Origin of the sequence: Methylobacterium oryzisoli, assembly GCF_046557895.1 — a bacterium.
In the GTDB taxonomy this organism is placed as follows: domain Bacteria; phylum Pseudomonadota; class Alphaproteobacteria; order Rhizobiales; family Beijerinckiaceae; genus Methylobacterium; species Methylobacterium oryzisoli.
In genome coordinates this window covers 1-18,399 of the sequence record NZ_JBKIBX010000009.1, presented here as the reverse complement: position 1 = coordinate 18,399, position 18,399 = coordinate 1, and the positions used below count along the sequence as shown (strand labels likewise).

Below are 18,399 nucleotides of genomic sequence, written 5' to 3'. Positions count from 1 at the left end.
CGCGGCGGCGAAACCGTCGGCGGCTCAGCCGCGCAGTCGGGCGCTCAGCCGCTCGATCAGGGGATTGCCGGTGGCGAAGGCGTAATCGATGCGCCGCACGCTCACGCCCTGGGCGCCGGCCCGGGCGAGGGCATCGGCGAGGTCGAACACCGCGTCGGCAGGGCAGCGCAGCACGATCTCGCCGCCTCGTGGGGATTGGCCATCCGGGGACTGGCCGTCCGGCACCCCGTAGGGGAGGTCCGCCTGGTGGGCGGCGGCGATCGCCGCGAGGTCGATCCCGCCGGACGCCGGCAGCCCGGCCCGCACCTCGCGGCTCGTCCGTGCCCGTTCCTCCGCGCTGATGCGGCCGAGCACCGCCTCCACGGCGGCCCGGGCGGTCGCGCCCCAGGGCGCGCTGAGCGAGGCGACGAGGTTCGCCTCCGAGCGCAGGATGACGCCGTCGTCGAGCACCTTGAGGGCGTTGGCGGCGAGCGTCGCGCCGGTGGTGGTGATGTCCACGACGATCTCGGCGCTGCCGGCGGCCGGCGCGCCCTCGGTGGCGCCCAGGCTCTCGACGATCCGGTAATCGGCGACCCCGTGATCGGCGAAGAAGCGCCGGGTGAGGTTGACGTACTTGGTGGCGATGCGCAGGCGCCGCCCGTGGCGCAGCCGCATGTCGGTGGCGACCTCGTCGAGGTCGCTCATCGTGCGCACGTCGATCCAGGCCTGGGGCACCGCCACCACCACGGTGGCCTGTCCGAAGCCGAGCGGCGTGAGGAGTTCGACCCCCGCCCCCGAATCGGGGAGCGTCTCGCGGATCAGGTCCTCCCCCGTGACGCCGAGATGCGCCGCGCCGCTGGCGAGCTGGCCGGCGATCTCGGAGGCCGAGAGGTAGCGGACCTCCACGTCCGCCACGCCCTTCAGGCGCCCGCGGTAGTCGCGCGCGCCGCTCGTCTGGGCGAGCGTCAGGCCGGCGCGGCCGAAGAAGGCGGCGGCATTCTCCTGCAGGCGGCCCTTGGAGGGCACCGCGAGGACGAGGGGTGCGTCGGCATTCATCGGGCGATCTCCCCGGCGCGAATCCCGGTGCTCATGCGGTCGAGCCAGAAGGCGCAGCCCACGGCCGGCAGGGGCTCCGGGCTGCCGAGGTGCTGGAGCAGGCCGTCGTAGCGCCCGCCGCCCACCAGCGGTTTCTCGCCGTCCGCCTGCGCCACCTCGAAGATGAAGCCGGTATAATAGTCGAGGTTGCGGGCGAACCGCCCCGTGAAGGTGAAGCGGTCGAGCGGCAGGCCGCCCGCCGCGATGAAGCCGTTGCGCTCCTCGAACAGGGCCAGCGCGTCGCGCAGGGCCGGGGCGTCGAGGCCGGCATGGCGCACGAGGTCGCGCACCGCCGCCGCGGCGCCGTCGGGATCGCCCGTCACGGCGAGATAGGCCTCAATCACCTCCCGCGCCCGCGCGCTCAGGCCCGTGCCGCCGCCCGCATGCGCCGCGGCCTTGGCGAGGAAGCGCTCGGCGATCTCGCCCGCGCTGCGCCCGCCGACCCGGCTGATGCCCGCGATGGCGAGCACGTCCTCCACGAAGGCGCGCACGCCCCGCGGGTCCTGGCCCTGGATGGCGCTGAGGAGCCCCGCATGGGCCTCGCCCACGGGGGCGGGCGTCACGAGGTCGTCGAGCGAGCGCCCGGCCGCCACGGCGCGCAGGCAGCGCCGCTTGGCGGCGGGCGGCACGCCGAGCGCGTCGAGGAGCGCGGTGATGAGGCCCATGTCGCCGAGCCGCACCCGCAGGTCCTCCTGGTCGAGCCGCGCCAGCCCCTCGACCGCGAGGCCCAGGATCTCGGCATCGGCCGCCGGCACGTCGGTGCGGCCGATTGATTCGATGCCCGCTTGGTGGAACTCCCCGGGCTCGCCCGCGCGCAGGCGGAAGACCGGGCCGAGATAGCAGTAATCGGCCGGCCGCGACCCGGCGGCTGCGCGGTGATGGCGCCCGACCGGGATGGTGTATTCGGGCCGCAGGCAGAGTTCGGTCCCGCCCGCATCCTGCGTGATGAAGATGCGCCGCCGGATGTCCTCGCCCGAGAGTTCGAGGAAGGGTTCGACCGGCTGCAGCACCGGCGGCTCGACGCGCGCGTAGCCCTGCCCCTCGAACAGGGCGAGCAGCCGCTCCTGCGCGGCCGGGCTGAGTGGCGCGGCTCCGTTGCCCGTCATGGTGTCATCTTCCGTTGCCGCCGTCCTGTATCAACCGCCGGTCGCCGTGGCGACGGCCGTGGAATGCGTACCGCGCGCCGTTCGCAGCAGGCGCGGGATCCCCTCTCCCGCACGGGAGAGGAGTTCCGCGTCGCGCTGCCCGCGCTCTCACGAGAAATGCCGCCCCAGCACCTCCTGCACCCGCGCCACCATCTCGGCCTCCGGCACCGAGAACTGCGCGGGCCGGGCGGCCTTCCACTCCGCGTTGCTGGCGATGGCCTCGGCGGCCTTGGCGCCCTCGATCAGGTCCTTGATCTGCACCTCGCCGCGGGCGCGCTCGTCGCTGCCCTGGATGATCGCCACCGGGGCGCCGCGGCGGTCGGCATACTTCATCTGCGCCTTCAGGCCCGCGGCCCCGAGATACATCTCGGCGCGGATGCCGGCGCCGCGCAGGCCCGCAACGAGGGCCTGGTAGGCGGCGACCTCCTCGCGGTCGAGGACCAGCACCACGACCGGGCCGGGTCCGGCCGCACGCGTGACGATGGGACTCCTGACGATCTGCAGGGCCGAGAACAGCCGTGAGACGCCGATCGAGAAGCCGGTCGCCGGCACGGGCTCGGAGCGGAAGCGCCCAACGAGCCCGTCGTAGCGCCCCCCGCCCGCCACCGAGCCGAAGCGCACGGTCTGGCCGTCCTCGTCCACGACCGGGAAGGTCAGTTCGGCCTCGTAGACGGGGCCGGTGTAGTATTCGAGGCCGCGCACCACTGAGGGGTCGGCCCGGACGCGGTCGTGGCCGTAGCCCGCCGCCTCGCACAGCCGCAGGATGGCGTGGAGTTCCGCGATGCCCTGCCGGCCGGTCTCGGACGAGCCGACGACGTCCGTCCAGCCGCCGAAGAAGTTTTCCCAGAAGGCGAGGCGGTCGCCGCCCTCGGTGGGGGCGGCCTGGAACGAGACGTAGCGGATGATCCGGTCGATCGCCGCGTCGGGCAGCCCCGCCCCCTTGGTGACGTCGCCGCTCTCGTCCTTGCGGCCGGGGCCCAGGAGCAGGCGCACGCCCTCGACGCCGAGCCGGTCGAGCTTGTCGATGGCGCGCAGCACCGTGAGGCGGCGTCCCGCCTGATCGTCGGCCCCGAGGCCGATCGCCTCCATGACGCCGTCGAGCACCTTGCGGTTGTTGACCTTCACCACATAGTCGCCCCGCGCGATGCCGACGCGCTCCAGGGTGTCGGCCGCCATCATGCAGATCTCGGCGTCGGCCGCGACGCTCGGCGCGCCGACGATGTCGGCGTCGAACTGCATGAACTGGCGGAAGCGGCCCGGACCCGGCTTTTCGTTGCGGAAGACGTAGCCCGCCCGGTAGCTGCGATAGGGCTTGGGCAGGGCGTCGAAATGCTCGGCCACGTAGCGGGCGAGCGGCGCCGTGAGGTCGTAGCGCAGCGACAGCCACGCCTCGTCGTCGTCCTGGAAGGAGAAAACGCCCTCGTTCGGCCGGTCGAGGTCGGGCAGGAATTTTCCCAGTGCCTCGGTGTACTCGATGAACGGGGTCTCGACCGCCTCGAACCCGTAGAGTTCGAAGCTCTCGCGGATGGTCTGGAGCATCGCCTGCGTGGCCGCGATCTCGGCGGGGCCCCGGTCGACCAGTCCGCGCGGCAGGCGCGGCTTGAGGGTCTGGGCCTTCGCGGCGGTTTTCGCGATCTTGGACATGGGCGTGCGCGGATCCGGGCGTCGTCGGGCGGCCTGTCCGGACCGGTCGCGACGACGGGGGAGGTCCGGGATGCGGGCGGGCCGGGCGGCCCGCGGCGAGCCGGTCGGGCTCTAGACCATTTGGCGCGCGCTGGAAACCGCGCCCCGCTGCGGAGCGGCCCCGCGATCCAGCCAGACCAGCCGCGCCGCCTCCATCCCCCAGACCATGCCGAGCATCATGTAGACGTGGCGCCACTTCTCGACATCGATCTGCACCGCCTGGAGGAAGTACATCAACAGCGCCGGCACCACGATCTGCGCGAGGCGCCGGCAGGGCCATTCCACGATCATCAGCCGCAAGCCCACCCAGGTCGTGGTGACGACGAGGAGGAGGAAGGCCACGCCCGCCACCCAGCCGCCGTTGGCGAAGGCGCCCAGATAGGAATTGTGCGGATCGAGCGTGAAGATCAGGCGCCAGCGCACGGGGCCGAAGCCCATCGGCTCCTCGACCAGCATGGCCATGCCGCGCAGTTGGGCGCCGAAGCGGCCGGTCTCGCCCTCGTCGTAGTCCTGGGTCACCGCCGCCCGCTTCTCGAAGGTCTCCGCCACGGTGCCCAGCGACAGGAGGGCGCCGAGTGCCAGCGTGCCGAGCAGCGCGGTGACCACACTCATCGCCGCGATGCGCCGCCGCAGGGCCGGCGACCGGCTGGTGACGAAGAGCGTGCCGATCATCAGCGCGGTGGCCAGCACGAAGCTGCCCCAGGAGCCGCGCGAGAAGGAGAGGAAGATCCCCGCCACCAGCACCATCAGCCCGATCGCCGACAGGACCGGGCGGCGGGCGCGCAGGGTGAGCAGGTTGTGCATCAGGTAGAGGGCACCGAGGATCAGGAACGAGCCGAACACGTTCGGGTCCTGGAAGGTGCCCGACGCCCGCCCGTAGCGTCTGAACAGTTCATCGTTGCCGATGATGCCGAGATAGCCGCCGATGCCGAGGATCGCCGAGAACAGCGTGCTCGCGGTGTAGACCTTGAGGGCCAGCTCCATCCGCCGCTCGATCTCGTCGGAGAAGAACATGGCGAAGAAGATGCCGGTGACGGCGAGATAGACGAGCTGTACCGTCCACAGGGTGGACAGCTCCTCGTCGAGGTAGGGCATCAGCGCCACCACGGTGGCGCCGGCATAGACCAGCAGCAGCAGCACGAAGGGAAGCGCTCCCCGGTAAAGCCGCACGCCGAGCACGAGCCAGAGCAGGATCGCCGGAATCGCGATCACGTCGTAGGGCGAGGCGGCCGAGAAGGCGAAGCAGGCGAAGAAGACGAAGCCGCCGAACAGGAACAGGCCGAGCCCGTGCAGCGCCCGCATCAGCGGGATCGCGCCGAGGCCGCGGCGGGGCAGGACGGCACTGGTCATCGGGCGGCTCCGGTCGGGTCCGGCCGGAGAGTGACGGGGGAGCGGTGTGCGCCCGCTGAAGCAAGATGGTTAGGAAAGCCTCAACCTGGCTCGCAATTCCGGGTGGAGGCGTGACCGGCCCGGATGCGATGCAATCCCCACCGGGGATACCGGCGGCTTCGTCTATCGGTCAGCCTTCTTGGCTTGCTGCGCCTCCATGTAGCGGCGCAGGACGGCGTTCATGCGGGTCTGATAGCCCCGCCCGCCGCGCTTGAAGAAGTCAACGACATCACGGTCGAAGCTGGCGTGAATCGAGGTCTTCCCGCTCGGCAGGACGACGATGGCATTGGCCCAATGACTCTCATCCGTGGCCGGGTTGTCCTCGTCCGCGGCGGCGATCCGCTCGATTTCCTCCTCGGGCATGGCGCGGAGGGCGTCCCAGTTCGTGCGGCCGGTCCGAGCCTTAGCCGTCTTGCTGTTTGGCAGGATACGTCTTCCTTTCCTTCCGGCTCGCGAGGCGGGCCGAAATGATCCGGTGCTTGGGCGGTCGCGGAGTGAACGTGATACTGAAAATCAGGCCGCCGATTTCAACCAGCATGTTGAAGCGCTGCTCGCCGTAAGCGCGTCGTTTATCTTCGGACACGAGGGCAAATCGCCCGTCGAAAGCTTCGTCGAGGTCGGAAAAATCGATTTCGCGATCTCAGACGTTCCTCTCGTTCTTAGCGTCGTCCCATGTCGTGCGCTCGCTCTCGCCCATGCCCAACATGTACATCATGATGGACATGTTGAGAACGGGAAGCGGACGGGGGTGAGAGGATGGCGTGCCCTCGTCGAGGCCGATCCGTCCGGTGGTCTGAGCCGGGCAGGCCGAACATCAACAACCCCGCCGCGCGGGGGGCGCGGCGGGGCCGGTCATTCCGAGAAGGGAGCCGATACGCAACCTGGCTCGCCCTGAGGATCGCCGCGAGCGGTGAATCCTTCCTCAACGCGGTGCGAGAATCCGCGCTCCTGCCGGCGCGGCGGTCTCCGGACCCTGGGCGTAGCGCCGGGCGAGGGCGGCGCAGACGATGAGCTGCAGCTGGTGGAAGAGCATCACCGGCAGGAGCAGGCTGCCGATGTCCTGGCCCGCGAACATCACGGTGGCGATCGGCACGCCCGCCGCGAGGCTCTTCTTCGAGCCGCAGAACATGATGGTGATCTCGTCCGGGCGCGCGAAGCCGAGCAGGCGGCTGCCCCAGGTGGTGATGGCCAGCATGGCGGCCAGCAGCATCCCGTCCACCGCGAGCATGACCAGGAGGGCGGACGGCGGCGTGCGCGCCCACAGACCGCTCACCGCGGCCTGGCCGAAGGCGAGATAGACGATGAGGAGGATCGAGCCGCGATCCACGACGCCCGTGAGGGCCTTGTGCCGGCCGAGCCACGAGCCGAGGCGCGGCTGCAGCGCCTGTCCCAGCAGGAAGGGGCCGAGGAGCTGCAGCAGGATCCTGCCGACGCCGCCCCAGTCGAAGCCGCCGCCCTGCGCGTGGAACAGCAAGGCGACGAGGAGCGGCGAGATCACCATGCCGAGGATGTTCGAGGCCGAGGCCGCGCAGATAGCGGCCGGCGCGTTGCCGCCGGCCATCGCCGTGAAGGCGATGGAGGATTGCACCGTGGAGGGCAGCAGGCAGAGGAACAGGACGCCGCCCGCGAGCGCCGGCGTGAGCAGGGTCGGAGCCAGCAGGCCGGCGGTCAGGCCGAGCAGGGGGAAGAGCACGAAGGTCGCGCCGAGCACCGCGAGCTGCAGACGCCAGTGCACGAGGCCGGCGACGACCGTGCGCCGCTCCATGCGGGCCCCGTGCAGGAAGAACAGCAGGGCCATCGCCGCGCCTGCCACGCCGCTCATCAGCGTGGCCGCCTGGCCGCTCGCCGGCAGCACGGTGCCGAGGGCGAGGCAGCCGAGCAGCATCAGGGTGAACGGGTCGGGGCGGAAGCGGACGGGCATGGCGGCCTCGGCGGGTGTCTGGCCCGGATCTAAATCGGCCGCCCGAGGAACGGTATGCCGCGCCGCGGGATTTCAGTCATCGCAAACCATGATAACTGATCCGATGGCTATCGAGGATCGCGCAGGCATGACCCGGCTGATCGACCCGATCCTTCTCCGCACGCTTGCCGCGGTATCGCGCGGCCGCAGCTTCAGCCGGGCGGCGCAGCAACTGGGCCTGCGCCAATCCACCGTGAGCCAGCACGTGCAGCGCCTCGAAGCGCAGCTCGGCCGGCGCCTCATCGCGCGCGACACCCATTCGGTGGCCCCGACGCCGGAAGGGGAGGCGGTGCTGGGCTTCGCCCGCACGGTGCTCGACGCGCATGAGCGCCTGGAGCGGACGCTCGCCGGCGGGGCGGTGCGGGGCAAGCTGCGCTTCGGCGCCTCGGAGGATTTCGTGCAGACGCGGCTTGCCGAGGTGCTGCGCGATTTCCGGGCGAGCTACCCGTCGGTCGACCTCGAACTCACCGTGTCGCTCACGAGCCTGCTCACGGGCCAGGCGGAGCGGGGCGAACTCGACCTCTTCCTCGGCAAGCGCCTCGTCGGCGAGACGCAGGGGCTGCTGGTGCGGCGCGACCGGCTGGTCTGGGTCGGGCCGCCGGGCTTCGTGCCGGCGCGCGACGAACCGGTGCCCCTCATCACCTTCCCGGCGCCGAGCGTGAGCCGCACCCTGGTGCTCGACGCCTTCGCGCGCGAGAGCCGGCCGTGGCGGATCACCTGCACCTGCGCGAGCCTGAGCGGCCTGCGGGCCGCGGCCCTGGCCGGGCTCGGGCTGATGGTGCAGGCCCGCAGCCTGATCCCCGAGGGCTTGACGGAACTCCCCGACGCCGACCTGCCGCGGCTCGCCGACGTCGAGTTCATCCTCGCGGGTCCCGGCCTCAACCGGGAGCCGGGCCGCACGCTGGCGCACGAGATCCTGCACGCCGGCCTGTGGGATTGAGCGGCGGCGCTACTCCGCCGCCTCGACGAACACCGTGCCGGCCCGCGGCAGGTCGAGAATGTCCCACACCTCCACCAGGGCCTTCGCCAGATGCGCGATGTGCGCCTCGCCGTGGAACGGGGAGGGCGTGATGCGCAGGCGCTCGGTGCCGCGCGGCACCGTGGGGTAGTTGATCGGCTGGATGTAGATGCCGTGGCGCTCCAGCAGCCGGTCGGCCGCCGCCTTGCACAGCTCCGCATCGCCCACCATCACCGGCACGATGTGGGTGTCGGTCTCCAGCACCGGCAGGCCGGCCTCGGCGAGGACGACCTTGGTGCGGGCGGCCTGGCGCTGGTGCGCCTCGCGCTCGGCCGCCGAGCGCTTCAGGTAGCGGATCGAGGCGGTGGCGGCGGCCGCGATGGCGGGCGGCAGCGCGGTGGTGAAGATGAAGCCCGGCGCGTGGCTGCGCACCGCGTCGCACAGGGCGGCCGTGCCGGTGATGTAGCCGCCCACCACCCCGAAGCCCTTGGCGAGCGTGCCCTCGATCACGTCGACGCGGTGCATCACCCCGTCGCGCTCGGCGATGCCCGCCCCGCGCGGTCCGTAGAGGCCGACCGCGTGGACCTCGTCGAGGTAGGTCATGGCGCCGTAGGCCGTGGCGAGGTCGCAGATCGCCCCGATCGGCGCCACGTCGCCGTCCATCGAGTAGACGCTCTCGAACACGATCAGCTTGGGCCGGTCGCCCACCTCGCGGAGCAACTCTTCGAGATGCGCGAGGTCGTTGTGGCGAAACACCTTCTTGTCGCAGCCCGACTGGCGCACGCCCTCGATCATCGAGTTGTGGTTGAACGCGTCGGACAGGATCAGGCAGTCCGGGATCAGCTTGGCGATCGTGGCGATGCCGGTCTGGTTCGAGACGTAGCCCGAGGTGAAGACGAGGGCCGCCTCCTTGCGGTGCAGGTCGGCGAGTTCGTGCTCCAGGTCCACGAGCGGGGAATTGTTGCCCGCGATGTTGCGGGTGCCGCCCGCGCCGACGCCGCAGCGCTGCGCCGTCTCGGTGAGCGCCGCCACCACCTCCGGGTGCTGGCCCATGCCGAGGTAATCGTTCGAGCACCAGACCGTGATGTCGCGCGTCTCGCCGTCCGGACGGCGCCAGCGGGCGGCCGGGAAGCGGCCGGCGACGCGCTCGATATCGGCGAAGACGCGGTAGCGCCGCTCCCCGTGCAGCCGGTCGAGGGCGGAGCGAAAAAGGGCCTGGTAGTCGGTCTCGGGCATCACGATCCTTCGCTGGCTCGCCGGGCGCGCGGGCTGTGCCGGTCTCGACCGGCCCGCGCCTTGATCTCGCTCGCTCCGGCTGGCTTTGTAACTGGATCAGGTTAAAGGCGGGGCCCGCCGTATCTGCCGCCTCCGGCCGGCGGGCGGAAGCCGGAAATAAGTCATGGCGACGATGGGTCGCGAGCGATGAGCGAGACCAGGAACGATCCGCGGGCGGAACGCCTGAAGGCGGCGCTGCGGGACAACCTGCGGCGGCGCAAGGCGCAGGTGCGCGGCCGTGCGGCGGCCGGCGCCGCGGCGGAGGAGGGGGAGTCGCCCGAACCGCAGCCGCGGCCGGATCCGCCGGAGGGCGAGCGGCGTTGAGGGCCAAGCGTGGCCGATAGCCCCGCGGATGCCATCATCGCGTGCAAAGCCGCACGGTCGCCACGCCACATCTCTGCCAGCAGGACAGCCGGGGCCGGGCCGTCGCAGGAATCGAGTTCGGGGAATCACATGGACCGCATCCACATCACCGGCGGCGCGCCGCTCCACGGCGAGATCCCGATCTCCGGGGCCAAGAACGCGGCCCTGCCGCTGATGATCGCCAGCCTGCTCACGGGCGAGACGGTGGAACTCGCCAACGTGCCGCGGCTCGCCGACATCGCCTCGCTGCTGCGCATCCTGGGCAATCACGGCGTCGACCACATGGTGGTGGGCAAGCGCCCCGGCCAGACCACCGAGACCGGCCAGACCATCCGGCTCACCGCCAGCAACGTCATCGACACCACGGCGCCCTACGACCTCGTCTCGACCATGCGGGCGAGTTTCTGGGTGATCGCGCCCCTGGTGGCGCGGTTCGGCGAGGCGAAGGTGTCGATGCCGGGGGGCTGCGCCATCGGCACGCGGCCGGTGGACCTGCTGCTGATGGCGCTGGAGCGGCTCGGCGCCACGATCGAGATCGACGGCGGCTACGTGGTGGCGCGCACCCGCAACGGCCTGCGCGGCGGCGAGATCAGCTTCCCGAAGGTGACGGTGGGCGGCACCCACGTCGCCCTGATGGCCGCCGCGCTCGCCCACGGCACCACGGTGATCGACAACGCCGCGCGCGAGCCGGAGGTGGTCGACCTCGCCGCCTGCCTGTCCAAGATGGGCGCGCGCATCGAGGGCGCGGGCACGCCGCGGATCGTGGTCGAGGGCGTCTCGCGCCTCGGCGGCGCGCGGCACGAGGTGCTGCCCGACCGGATCGAGACCGGCACCTACGCGATGGCGGTGGCGATGACCGGGGGCGACGTCATCCTGCGCGACACCCGCGCCGACCTCCTGCACAGCGCGCTGGACGTGCTGGCCACGACCGGCACCGAGGTGACGGCCCTGCCGGACGGCATCCGGGTGCGCCGCAACGGCGCGGGCGTCGCGGCGGTGGACATCACCACCGATCCGTTCCCGGGCTTCCCCACCGACCTCCAGGCGCAGTTCATGGCGCTGATGACGAGGGCCCAGGGCCAGTCGCGCATCCGGGAGACCATCTTCGAGAACCGTTTCATGCACGTGCAGGAGCTGGCGCGGCTCGGCGCCCGCATCCGGCTCGAGGGCGACGTCGCGGTGGTGGAGGGGGTCGACCGGCTCAAGGGCGCACCCGTGATGGCCACCGACCTGCGGGCCTCGGTCTCCCTGGTGATCGCGGGCCTCGCGGCCGAGGGCGAGACCGTCATCAACCGCGTCTACCACCTCGACCGCGGCTTCGAGGCGCTGGAGGCCAAGCTCGGCCGCTGCGGCGCCCAGATCCGCCGCGAGCGGGCCTGAGCCGCGGGCCGAACCCTCCGGCTTCAGGATGAGGCGGGGGGAACCCTTCTCCCGTGCGGGAGAAGGGCAGGGATGAAGGGCCCGGGAGGGTGCCGTGGTGAAGCACGGAGCGTGGTGAGGGGAGCGGGACGCTTCCGGATCAGCCGACCACGTCGGTGCTGGTAGCGGGCACTGTTCAGCCTTCCTGCGGCTCCCTCCCGGGACCCTCACCCCTGCCCCTCTCCCGCATGGGAGAGGGGTTCCCCTGCGCTGTCCGCCTCAGTACCCGATCGCGCCGCGCTTGAAGCCGAAGCCGGGGATCTCGCAGCCGCAGGAGGCGTTGAGCGGGGCCGGACGGGTCGGGCAGTTGCCGCGCGCGGTCACGCAGACGCGACCGAAGCCCCGCCCATAGCCCTCGCCGTAGCCGCGTTCGCGCCGGTAGCTCCGCTCCTCGCCGTAGCGGCGATCGTCGTAGCGGGACCGCGGGCGCTCGTCGTCGTAGCGGTTCTCGTACCGGCGCCGCGGGCGGTCGAAGTCCTCGCCGCCGTAAGAGGGCTGCGCGAGGGCCGCGCTCGCGTCGAGGCCGAGCGTCAGGGCGGCCAGCGCCGCCAGAACCACGCGTTTCACATCCATCTCCTGCCGAGTGTGCTCCAGGGAGGCATTCTCCTGAGGAGGCCTTCTCCTGGGGACAGGACCAAGCCTTAGCTTGCCGCAGATGAACGCGCGGTGAGCCGCGCGGTGCTGCGACGGTTGTCCGGGCGGGGAGGCATCGCTACCTACCCGGAGTAGCGATCCCCTCGGGACCGCGCCCGTTTCGCCCAACTCAAGGACGCCGACAGTGAAGGACGCGGAGATGGAGCTTCTGAAGCTCGCTGCCCTCGACGCCGACGACCTCGCGGTTGTCTCGGCCCATCTGCAGGACGCGATCCTGCGGGCCGGAGACATCGCCTACCTGCCCCGGGAGCGCCGCTTCGCCCTGGTGGCGCGCCGCTTCGACTGGACCGCGCCGGATGGCGCGCCGCCCCGGCGGCGTCTGGCCGGCCTGCACTTCGACCGCGTGCTCAATGTGCGCGCCCGCGGGATCCCGCGCGGCGAGCCTGAGACCGCCCTCGAACTCCTGGCCATCACCTTCGAGCCGGGCGAGGCGCCCTCCGGCACCGCCACCCTGGTCTTCGCGGGCGGCGCGGCGATCCGGCTCGACCTCGAATGCATCGAGGCGGGCATGAAGGACCTCGGCCCGGTCTGGGAGGCGGAGAGCCGGCCCGTCCACGCGGTGCCCCTCGACGCGGCCTGATTTCTCTGCCATCGGGCCGGCCCCGGCCCCCAGACCGGCCCCCAGACCGGCCCCCTTGCGACGGACACCGCGATGCAGCGCCTCGATTCCCGCGATCCCGCCTTCGGCGACCACTTCGCGCGGCTGCTCGCGGTCAAGCGCGAGGTGGCCGAGGACGTGGACGAGACCGTGCGGGCGATCATCGCCGACGTGGCGGCGCGCGGGGACGATGCCCTCGTCGACTACACTCGCCGCTTCGACCGCCTGGAGGTCGATCCTGAGACCCTGCGGGTGAGCGAGCGGGAGATCGACGCCGCGGTGGCGGCCTGCCCGCGCGAGGCGCTCGACGCCCTCGATCTCGCGCGGGCGCGCATCGAGACCTTCCACCGGGCGCAGGTGCCCGCCGACCACCGGGAGACCGACGCGCTCGGCGTCACCCTCGGCTGGCGCTGGACGGCGCTCGAATCGGTCGGCCTCTACGTGCCCGGCGGCACGGCGAGCTACCCCTCCTCGGTGCTGATGAACGCCGTGCCGGCCCGGGTCGCGGGCGTGCCGCGCCTCGCCATGGTGGTGCCGACGCCTGATGGCGTCACCAATCCGCTGGTGCTCGCCGCCGCCCGCTTGGCTGGCGTCGACGAGGTGTTTCGCATCGGCGGCGCGCAGGCGGTGGCCGCGCTCGCCTACGGCACCGCGACGGTCGCTCCGGTGGCCAAGATCGTCGGACCCGGCAACGCCTACGTGGCGGCGGCCAAGCGCCGGGTCTTCGGGCAGGTCGGCATCGACATGATCGCCGGCCCCTCCGAAGTGCTGATCCTGGCGGACGGGAGCGCCAATCCCGAATGGGTGGCGGCCGACCTCCTGGCCCAGGCCGAGCACGACGCCGCCGCGCAGGCGATCCTGATCACCGACGACGACGCCCTCGCCGACGCGGTGGCGCGCGCGGTCGAGGGCCAGCTCGCGACCCTGCCGCGGGCCGAGATCGCCCGCGCGAGCTGGCGCGACTACGGGGCCATCGTGCGCGTGGCGCGCCTCGCCGACGCGATCCCGCTCGTCGACCGACTCGCGCCGGAGCACTTGGAGATCGAGGCGGCGGAGGCCGAGGCCCTGGCCGCTCGGGTGCGCAACGCCGGGGCGATCTTCCTCGGGGCGCACACCCCGGAGGCGATCGGCGACTACGTCGGCGGCCCCAACCACGTGCTGCCCACCGCCCGCTCGGCCCGCTTCTCCTCCGGGCTCGGGGTGCTCGACTTCATGAAGCGCACCACGCTCCTCTCCTGCACCCCCGAGGCGCTGCGGGCGCTCGGCCCCGCCGCGGTGACGCTCGGCCGCGCCGAGGGACTCGACGGTCACGCCCGCTCGGTGGCGATCCGCCTCAACTGAGCCGCCCGCCCGGCCGCGCTTCGACCCGAGTCAGGCTTGCGCCGCCGGGCGCTCTTGCCTCAGGTAGGCGTCGGCGCGCCGCCGAGAGGCCGCCCCACACGCGAACCCGGGGGATTCCAGCCATGTCGAGCGACGCTCCGGACCCGCGCAGGAGGCTCGCCGCGGTCTCGCTCGACGAGGATTCGATCGGGCGCGGCAACCCGGACCAGGAGCACGAGCGCGCGATCGCGATCTACGACATCCTCGAGTCCAACCATTTCGCGGTCGCCAACCACGACGGCGGTCCCTACGCGCTCAAGCTCGGCCTCGTGGAAAACAAGCTCGCCTTCGCGATCTCCACCGCCGGGGGTGAGCCGGTGATGACCCACCTCCTGTCGCTGACCCCGTTTCGCAGCGTGATCCGCGACTACGAGATGATCTGCGACAGCTACTTCAAGGCGATCCGCACCGCCTCGCCGAGCCAGATCGAGGCGATCGACATGGGCCGGCGGGGCGTCCACAACGAGGCGTCCGAACTCCTCAAGCAGCGCCTGGAGGGCAAGGTCGAGGTCGACCACGACACCGCCCGGCGCCTGTTCACCCTGATCTTCGCCCTGCACTGGAAGGGCTGAGGCCCGATGGAGGAGGCGGGCGCGAGGGGAGGCGGCCCGTGACCGAGGCCGCGGGCGCGAAGGCTGCGGGCGATCCGGCCGGCAAGTCCGGCCGGCGGGTCCAGTCCGTGCTCTTCGTCTGCAACTTCAATGCCGTGCGCTCGGCCGCCGCGGAGGCCCTGGCCCGCCACTATTTCGGCCGGTCGGTCTACGTCCAGTCGGCCGGCGTGCGCTCGGGCGAGCCCACCGACCCGTTCATGGTGGCGGCCCTCGACGAGATCGGCATCGACGCGCAGAAGCACCGCCCCCGCACCCTGGAGCAGCTGGAGGAGTGGGAGGGGCTGAACTTCGACCTCATCGTCAGCCTCTCGCCCGAGGCCCACCACGCCGCCCTCGAACTGACCCGCACGGTGGCGGCGGAGGTCGAGTACTGGCCGACCCCGGACCCGACCGCCATGCAGGGTTCGCGCGAGCAGCGGCTCGACGCCTACCGGGACGTGCGCGACGGGCTCGCGGCGCGGATCCGCAAGCGGCTGAAGTAGCGGGCGCCGGACCGCGCGGGGCCGCTCCGTTCAGGCCGGGCCGATCCGCGCCGTGAGCGTCCCGAGCGGCCCGAGATCGGCGCTCATGCCGGCATCCGGCCGCAGCGGCACCGGCACGGTGGTGGTGCCGGTGGTCACGATCTCTTCGGCCCGGAGCGTGAGCCCGAGGCCCGTCACCTCGTTGACGAGCCACGTGAGCGCGGTCCAGGGGTCGCCGAGCACGTTCGCGCCGCGGCCCCGGTGCTCCGGCTGCCCCTCCACCCGCGCGACCGTGGCGAGATTCGCGAGGTCGAGATCCTGCCACGCCGCCACCGCGGGCCCGAGCACGAACCAATGCGTGCAGGCGTTGTCGGCGATGAGCTGCGGCCCGGCCGCCGTGGCGAAGTCGGCGAAGCGCGAATCCGGAAACTCGATCGCGGGATGCAGGCACGCCACCGCCGCACGCAGCTCCTCCGCCGCGTAGGGTCGCTCGCGCGGGGGCAGGTCGCGGCCCATCCGGAAGGCGATCTCGGCCTCGGCCACGCGCATCAGGTTGTGGCGGTAGGGGATCTCGGCGCCGGGCTCCAGCACCCGCTCGGCCAGGAGCCGCCCGGCGAGCGGTTCATCGACCCCGATATGCGCTTGGCCGGCCGCGCTGGTGGCGGCGATTTTCCAGCCGACGAGCGGGGCGCGGCTGCGGGTCTCCAGCCGCGCCTGGACGGCGTAGCCCTCCGCCCGCGTCGTCGGGCGCTCCTCCGGAGGCAGGGCGTCGAGCCGCGTGCCCTCCTGCCAGTGGCGCCAGATCCGGTCAGCGGCGGCCTCGGCCGCAGCCTCCGAGAGCCCGCTCATGGGTGCACCCGGCCGCCGCGCTGCCCGGCGGCGAGGCGGGCAGGATTCCTGCCCGATGAGGTTGAGACACGCATGCTTCGCCTCCCGGCGGTCCCATCACGGACCTTGGGCGACAGCCTAAGCATCATTCTCCGCCGCGGCCACCGGCCCGGCGGCGGGCACCGCGACCCCGCATCAGGTGATGACGGACGGCTCCTGCCTTCCGGTGCGGGCGGCGATGCCGGCGATCGCCTCGGCGGCGGCGACGACCGGCGCCAGCACCTCGGCCACCGGGGCGTCGTGGCGCGCCGGGTCCGGCTCGAACCGCTCCAGGTAGACGCGCAGGGTCGCCCCGACCGTGCCGGTGCCGGAGAGGCGAAACACCACGCGGGCATCCTCGCGAAACAGGATCCGCACGCCCTGGCGCCGGGTGACCGAGCCGTCCACCGGATCCGTGTAGGCGAAGTCGTCCGCGCTCTCGACGGTGAGCGGGCCGAACTGTCGGCCCGGCAGGGCGGCGAGGCTGCCGCGCAGCGCCTCCATCAGTCCCTCGGCCGCGGCGGCGTCCACCTCCTCGTAGTCGTGCCGGGCGTAGACGTCCCGCCCGAACCGGCCCCAATGATCGCGCACGATCTCGGCCGCGGGCCGGCCCGTCGCCGCCAGCACGTTGAGCCAGAGCAGCACCGCCCAGAGCCCGTCCTTCTCGCGCACGTGGTTGGAGCCGGTGCCCGCGCTCTCCTCGCCGCAGAGCGTGATCCGCCCGGCATCGAGGAGGTTGCCGAAGAACTTCCAGCCCGTCGGCGTCTCGTAGGCCGGGACGCCGAGCCGGGCGGCGACCCGGTCGACCGCGCGGCTCGTCGGCATCGAGCGGGCGACGCCGGCGAGGCCGCCCGCGTAGCCCGGCGCCAGGTGGGCGTGCGCGGCCAGGATCGCGAGGCTGTCGCTCGGCGTGACGAACAGGCCCCGGGCCACGATCATGTTGCGGTCGCCGTCCCCGTCCGAGGCGGCGCCGAAATCCGGCGCGTCGGGGCCGGCCATCAGCGCCATCAGGTCGTGCGCATGGACCGGGTTCGGGTCGGGATGGTGGCCGCCGAAATCCGGCAGCGGCTCGGCATTCACCACCGTGCCGGCCGGCGCGCCGAGGCGCCGCTCCAGGATCTCCTTGGCGTAGGGGCCGGTCACGGCGCTCATCGCGTCGAAGCGCATCCGGAAGCCGGAGGCGAACAGGGCGGCGACGCCGGGGAAATCGATCAGCGTCTCCATCAGGGCCGCATAGTCGGCGACCGGATCGATGATCGTCACGGCCGTGTCGCCGAGCCGCACCTCGCCGAGCCGGTCGAGATCGAGGTCGTCCGCCTCGACGATCCGGTATTCCGTGAGGCTCTTGGTGCGCGCGAAGATCGCCTCGGTGACGGATTCCGGCGCCGGGCCGCCGTTGGCGGTGTTGAACTTGATGCCGAAATCACCCTCCGGCCCGCCCGGATTGTGGCTCGCCGACAGGACGACGCCGCCGATCGCCTTGTGCTTGCGGATCACGCAGGACGCGGCCGGGGTCGAGAGCAGGCCCCCCTGGCCGACGAGGATGCGCGCGAAACCGTTCGCCGCCGCGATCTTGAGCGTCGTCTGCACCACCTCGCGGTTGAGGAAGCGCCCGTCGCCGCCGACCACCAGGGTCGCGCCCTCCCGCCCTTCGACGCTGTCGAAGATCGCCTGGACGAAATTTTCCACGTAGGCGGGCTGCTGGAACACCGGCACCTTCTTGCGCAGGCCGGAGGTGCCGGGCTTCTGGTCGGGGAACGGCGTGGTCGGGACGGTGCGAACGGTCATGAACGAGCGTCTCGGGGGCGAGTGGTCGCGCGGAGCCCTCAGCCCCTGTGGCGGCCCCGCCCGCTTATGCCGCTGGGCGCGCGTACCTGCCAATCCCCGTCGGCCGGCCCGCTGGCCGGGAGCCGGCCGGCGCCCGATATGACGGCGCACTTCCTGAAGGCAGCCGCGATGCAGACCGACGACAACGCCCAGACCCCCGCCCTCGACGAGGAGACCATCGCCTTCGCGGGCCGCGTCTTCCAGCTCGCCCGCAGCGGCTACGCGGCCGAACTCGGCGACCTGCTGCGCATGGGCCTGCCGGCCAACCTGCGCAACGACAAGGGCGACACGCTGGTGATGCTCGCGGCTTATCACGGCCATGCCGAGGCGGTGCGCCTGCTCCTCGACCACGGGGCCGATGCCGAGATCGCCAACGACCGCGGGCAGACGCCGCTCGCCGCCGCGGCCTTCAAGGGAGCGGTCGACGCCATGACCGTGCTCCTCGACCACGGCGCGCAGGTGGACGGCGCCGGGCCGGACGGGCGGACGGCGCTGATGACCGCGGCGATGTTCAACCGCACCGACGCGGTCGACCTCCTCCTGTCGCGCGGCGCCGACCCGGCCCGGCGCGACGTCGCGGGCCACACGGCTGAAACGATCGCACGGGCCATGAGCGCCCTCGACACGCCCGACCAGCTCGCCCGCGCGGCCTCGGCCTGAGCGGGGGGGAGGGGAGGGGGCTGTCGCAAAAGTTTCGTGTTGGGTGTTGACGGGTCGGCGAGGCGGCCGTATACG

General features: G+C 72.3%; 19 protein-coding genes. 8 read left to right on the top strand and 11 right to left on the bottom strand.

Features of this window, described 5'->3' with window-relative positions:
• Positions 1 to 24: 24 nt before the first annotated feature.
• The 7 genes from hisG to ACKUB9_RS10835 form a co-directional block, all read right to left on the bottom strand.
• Complete coding sequence (gene hisG, locus ACKUB9_RS10865; RefSeq protein ID WP_407521706.1) at positions 25 to 1,035, bottom strand: ATP phosphoribosyltransferase; 1,011 nt, start codon at positions 1,033 to 1,035, stop codon at positions 25 to 27.
• On the bottom strand, positions 1,032 to 2,180 hold the full coding sequence (locus ACKUB9_RS10860) for an ATP phosphoribosyltransferase regulatory subunit (protein ID WP_407521704.1): 1,149 nt from the start codon (positions 2,178 to 2,180) through the stop codon (positions 1,032 to 1,034). The genes hisG and ACKUB9_RS10860 overlap by 4 nt, the downstream gene beginning before the upstream one ends.
• A 147-nt stretch (positions 2,181 to 2,327) precedes the next feature.
• On the bottom strand, positions 2,328 to 3,863 hold the full coding sequence (gene hisS / locus ACKUB9_RS10855; protein ID WP_407521702.1) for a histidine--tRNA ligase: 1,536 nt from the start codon (positions 3,861 to 3,863) through the stop codon (positions 2,328 to 2,330).
• A 111-nt stretch (positions 3,864 to 3,974) separates the two neighbouring features.
• Positions 3,975 to 5,252: an O-antigen ligase family protein gene (locus ACKUB9_RS10850; protein WP_407521699.1), complete on the bottom strand. Its 1,278-nt coding sequence runs from the start codon at positions 5,250 to 5,252 to the stop codon at positions 3,975 to 3,977.
• A 162-nt stretch (positions 5,253 to 5,414) separates the two neighbouring features.
• A complete protein-coding gene (locus ACKUB9_RS10845; protein ID WP_407521696.1) occupies positions 5,415 to 5,654 on the bottom strand; it encodes a BrnA antitoxin family protein in 240 nt (79 codons plus the stop codon).
• 40 nt (positions 5,655 to 5,694) lie between these two features.
• Positions 5,695 to 5,922 carry a BrnT family toxin gene (locus tag ACKUB9_RS10840; protein ID WP_407522060.1) on the bottom strand — a complete coding sequence of 76 codons (228 nt, stop codon included), beginning with the start codon at positions 5,920 to 5,922 and terminating at the stop codon, positions 5,695 to 5,697.
• A 291-nt stretch (positions 5,923 to 6,213) separates the two neighbouring features.
• A complete protein-coding gene (locus ACKUB9_RS10835; RefSeq protein ID WP_407521693.1) occupies positions 6,214 to 7,212 on the bottom strand; it encodes a bile acid:sodium symporter family protein in 999 nt (332 codons plus the stop codon).
• A gap of 127 nt (positions 7,213 to 7,339) precedes the next feature.
• On the opposite strand from ACKUB9_RS10835, the gene ACKUB9_RS10830 reads away from it, so the two are divergent.
• Complete coding sequence (locus tag ACKUB9_RS10830) at positions 7,340 to 8,191, top strand: LysR family transcriptional regulator (RefSeq protein WP_407521690.1); 852 nt, start codon at positions 7,340 to 7,342, stop codon at positions 8,189 to 8,191.
• Positions 8,192 to 8,200: 9 nt separating this feature from the next.
• On the opposite strand, the gene hemA is transcribed toward ACKUB9_RS10830, so the two are convergent.
• Complete coding sequence (gene hemA / locus ACKUB9_RS10825; RefSeq protein ID WP_407521687.1) at positions 8,201 to 9,445, bottom strand: 5-aminolevulinate synthase; 1,245 nt, start codon at positions 9,443 to 9,445, stop codon at positions 8,201 to 8,203.
• Between the two features lie 186 nt (positions 9,446 to 9,631).
• Here hemA and ACKUB9_RS10820 point away from each other — a divergent pair, with 186 nt between their 5' ends.
• Positions 9,632 to 9,808, top strand: coding sequence for a hypothetical protein (locus tag ACKUB9_RS10820; protein WP_407521685.1), 177 nt, complete (start codon positions 9,632 to 9,634; stop codon positions 9,806 to 9,808).
• Positions 9,809 to 9,937: 129 nt separating this feature from the next.
• Positions 9,938 to 11,227 (top strand): UDP-N-acetylglucosamine 1-carboxyvinyltransferase, encoded by a 1,290-nt coding sequence (gene murA, locus ACKUB9_RS10815; RefSeq protein ID WP_407521682.1) that lies wholly within the window; start codon positions 9,938 to 9,940, stop codon positions 11,225 to 11,227.
• Positions 11,228 to 11,485: 258 nt separating this feature from the next.
• Here murA and ACKUB9_RS10810 read toward each other — a convergent pair whose 3' ends face one another.
• Positions 11,486 to 11,839: a hypothetical protein gene (locus ACKUB9_RS10810; protein WP_407521679.1), complete on the bottom strand. Its 354-nt coding sequence runs from the start codon at positions 11,837 to 11,839 to the stop codon at positions 11,486 to 11,488.
• 220 nt (positions 11,840 to 12,059) lie between these two features.
• Between ACKUB9_RS10810 and ACKUB9_RS10805 the strand changes: the two genes are divergently transcribed.
• From ACKUB9_RS10805 to ACKUB9_RS10790, 4 genes are all read left to right on the top strand, one after another.
• The gene (locus ACKUB9_RS10805) at positions 12,060 to 12,500 is read left to right on the top strand and encodes a DUF2948 family protein (RefSeq protein ID WP_407521676.1); all 441 of its coding nucleotides are present in this window, start codon (positions 12,060 to 12,062) and stop codon (positions 12,498 to 12,500) included.
• Between the two features lie 72 nt (positions 12,501 to 12,572).
• The gene (gene hisD, locus ACKUB9_RS10800; protein ID WP_407521673.1) at positions 12,573 to 13,859 is read left to right on the top strand and encodes a histidinol dehydrogenase; all 1,287 of its coding nucleotides are present in this window, start codon (positions 12,573 to 12,575) and stop codon (positions 13,857 to 13,859) included.
• Positions 13,860 to 13,981: 122 nt separating this feature from the next.
• A complete protein-coding gene (locus tag ACKUB9_RS10795) occupies positions 13,982 to 14,470 on the top strand; it encodes a UPF0262 family protein (protein WP_287740532.1) in 489 nt (162 codons plus the stop codon).
• Between the two features lie 38 nt (positions 14,471 to 14,508).
• Positions 14,509 to 14,991, top strand: a complete 483-nt coding sequence (locus ACKUB9_RS10790) for an arsenate-mycothiol transferase ArsC (protein ID WP_407521670.1) — start codon at positions 14,509 to 14,511, stop codon at positions 14,989 to 14,991.
• 30 nt (positions 14,992 to 15,021) lie between these two features.
• Here the strand turns inward: ACKUB9_RS10790 and ACKUB9_RS10785 are convergent, their stop codons facing one another.
• Complete coding sequence (locus ACKUB9_RS10785; RefSeq protein WP_407521668.1) at positions 15,022 to 15,819, bottom strand: 2-keto-4-pentenoate hydratase; 798 nt, start codon at positions 15,817 to 15,819, stop codon at positions 15,022 to 15,024.
• 174 nt (positions 15,820 to 15,993) lie between these two features.
• On the bottom strand, positions 15,994 to 17,625 hold the full coding sequence (locus ACKUB9_RS10780) for an alpha-D-glucose phosphate-specific phosphoglucomutase (RefSeq protein ID WP_407521665.1): 1,632 nt from the start codon (positions 17,623 to 17,625) through the stop codon (positions 15,994 to 15,996).
• Positions 17,626 to 17,763: 138 nt separating this feature from the next.
• Between ACKUB9_RS10780 and ACKUB9_RS10775 the strand changes: the two genes are divergently transcribed.
• Positions 17,764 to 18,324: an ankyrin repeat domain-containing protein gene (locus tag ACKUB9_RS10775; protein ID WP_407521662.1), complete on the top strand. Its 561-nt coding sequence runs from the start codon at positions 17,764 to 17,766 to the stop codon at positions 18,322 to 18,324.
• The last annotated feature ends 75 nt before the right edge of the window (positions 18,325 to 18,399 follow it).

Bases quoted from the DNA above. Each gene is read 5' to 3' on its own strand.
- hisG (WP_407521706.1), bottom strand. From the start codon at position 1,035: ATGAATGCCGACGCACCCCTCGTCCTCGCGGTGCCCTCCAAGGGCCGC.
- ACKUB9_RS10860 (WP_407521704.1), bottom strand. From the start codon at position 2,180: ATGACGGGCAACGGAGCCGCGCCACTCAGCCCGGCCGCGCAGGAGCGG.
- hisS (WP_407521702.1), bottom strand. From the start codon at position 3,863: ATGTCCAAGATCGCGAAAACCGCCGCGAAGGCCCAGACCCTCAAGCCG.
- ACKUB9_RS10850 (WP_407521699.1), bottom strand. From the start codon at position 5,252: ATGACCAGTGCCGTCCTGCCCCGCCGCGGCCTCGGCGCGATCCCGCTG.
- ACKUB9_RS10845 (WP_407521696.1), bottom strand. From the start codon at position 5,654: ATGCCCGAGGAGGAAATCGAGCGGATCGCCGCCGCGGACGAGGACAAC.
- ACKUB9_RS10835 (WP_407521693.1), bottom strand. From the start codon at position 7,212: ATGCCCGTCCGCTTCCGCCCCGACCCGTTCACCCTGATGCTGCTCGGC.
- ACKUB9_RS10830 (WP_407521690.1), top strand. From the start codon at position 7,340: ATGACCCGGCTGATCGACCCGATCCTTCTCCGCACGCTTGCCGCGGTA.
- hemA (WP_407521687.1), bottom strand. From the start codon at position 9,445: ATGCCCGAGACCGACTACCAGGCCCTTTTTCGCTCCGCCCTCGACCGG.
- ACKUB9_RS10820 (WP_407521685.1), top strand. From the start codon at position 9,632: ATGAGCGAGACCAGGAACGATCCGCGGGCGGAACGCCTGAAGGCGGCG.
- murA (WP_407521682.1), top strand. From the start codon at position 9,938: ATGGACCGCATCCACATCACCGGCGGCGCGCCGCTCCACGGCGAGATC.
- ACKUB9_RS10810 (WP_407521679.1), bottom strand. From the start codon at position 11,839: ATGGATGTGAAACGCGTGGTTCTGGCGGCGCTGGCCGCCCTGACGCTC.
- ACKUB9_RS10805 (WP_407521676.1), top strand. From the start codon at position 12,060: ATGGAGCTTCTGAAGCTCGCTGCCCTCGACGCCGACGACCTCGCGGTT.
- hisD (WP_407521673.1), top strand. From the start codon at position 12,573: ATGCAGCGCCTCGATTCCCGCGATCCCGCCTTCGGCGACCACTTCGCG.
- ACKUB9_RS10795 (WP_287740532.1), top strand. From the start codon at position 13,982: ATGTCGAGCGACGCTCCGGACCCGCGCAGGAGGCTCGCCGCGGTCTCG.
- ACKUB9_RS10785 (WP_407521668.1), bottom strand. From the start codon at position 15,819: ATGAGCGGGCTCTCGGAGGCTGCGGCCGAGGCCGCCGCTGACCGGATC.
- ACKUB9_RS10780 (WP_407521665.1), bottom strand. From the start codon at position 17,625: ATGACCGTTCGCACCGTCCCGACCACGCCGTTCCCCGACCAGAAGCCC.
- ACKUB9_RS10775 (WP_407521662.1), top strand. From the start codon at position 17,764: ATGACGGCGCACTTCCTGAAGGCAGCCGCGATGCAGACCGACGACAAC.